The sequence below is a fragment of the Pseudomonas avellanae BPIC 631 genome, assembly GCF_000444135.1.
Classification (GTDB): domain Bacteria; phylum Pseudomonadota; class Gammaproteobacteria; order Pseudomonadales; family Pseudomonadaceae; genus Aquipseudomonas; species Aquipseudomonas avellanae.
In genome coordinates, this window is the sequence record NZ_ATDK01000113.1 from 1 (window position 1) to 1,262 (window position 1,262).

Genomic DNA, 1,262 nt, shown 5'->3' on the forward strand with positions numbered 1-1,262 from the left:
TACAGATGCCCTATCGAAATGATGACGGAAATGATGTCCAAGCATCATGAGAGTCCATCCCTAACTCAATAGCCGGGTGTTGCACTCAGCCTCTGAAACCGCCCTTTTTTCCTGTTCGCAGATAAGCCGCTAGCTCTCGGGCTGATTGTGCATGTCCTTGATAGGCAGCACAGTGCAGCATTTGCTCCATGACACCTGCTCCGCCTTTTACACGTCCTAGTAATCCAGCAGCGTAGTACTGAGCGTCAGGGCTACCTAAGTCAGCTGCTTTTCGAAAATATGCATTTGCTTTTTCTTGATCTTGCTCGACGCCATAACCAGATTCAAGATAGTGTGCCATGTCGTAGTAAGCACCTGGAACACCGAGTGTCATAAATTTTTCTACCAGTGCTAATGCTTCTTTTTGTCCGTTGGGCGAGTGTGCAAGGCCTTGTGTGATCAATGCCTGCAAGTTGGTTGCAGCCTTGTAATTTCCGTGAGCGGCTGCAATTCGGTAGTAGCGTGCTGCACCACTAATGTCACTCGGGCGTTCTCTTTGTTGAAGAAATAAGCCGTATTGGTAGAGCGTATCTGCGTCTTGATTTACCGGCGGCAGCACGTCAGCTTCACGATGACATTCAAACCTGAGGTTATTCTGTAAAGCACGCTCCCCGGAGCTCGCAGGAGGCGAGTCGTTTTTTTCGGCCATTGCTATCGCAGGAAGAACGGCCAGCAATAAATAGATCAGGGTGTGCATCGCGTTGTCCCTGTAGGTGTGGGTGGGTTGTGCGTCCGCTGCCCAACATTATTATTCAGAAAGCGCAAACGCATAGCTGGCGTCCGGAACGGAGTGGGGTATGAGTGCGGATTTGCATGCGCCGATACTGTCGGCACATGCAAACCCGTGCTGGGCACATGGGTATGTGATCAGTCTTCCTTGCTGTAAACGGGAGAACCCGGCAATGGCTTACCTGTTTTAGGGTCAAGCACCATGGCTTTAGCCAGTTGCTCAATCAGTGCTTCGGAAGGCTTGGGCGGCGGGATATTGGCTTCACGCTCTTCAACCCATTTCAGCTTGCCATCCCAGGCGGGGAGTTTGGCTGGCGGCAGGGGAACGATTTCGTTGATTTCAGGGACCTTCGGATTGGCGTAGGACAACCTGTTCAATACCTTGCTAATCTGCTTATAGGGAACCTCCGAACAAGTCTCAAATATGCGAAAATCGCCTGACCACCTGATCCGAGCCGCCCATGAGCCAAATGAGCTTTTCCGACGTTGAGTAC

Annotated in this window: 1 protein-coding gene and 1 pseudogene; both read right to left on the reverse strand. The window is 51.2% G+C overall.

What is annotated here, in order from left to right:
• Nucleotides 1–103: 103 nt before the first annotated feature.
• Nucleotides 104–736 (reverse strand): annotated as a pseudogene (locus tag DW49_RS0107310) (SEL1-like repeat protein); the annotation flags it as partial.
• Nucleotides 737–906: 170 nt separating this feature from the next.
• Nucleotides 907–1,262 (reverse strand): DUF6396 domain-containing protein (locus tag DW49_RS1000000129700; RefSeq protein ID WP_241478692.1); only part of this gene is annotated, 356 nt, incomplete at its 5' end.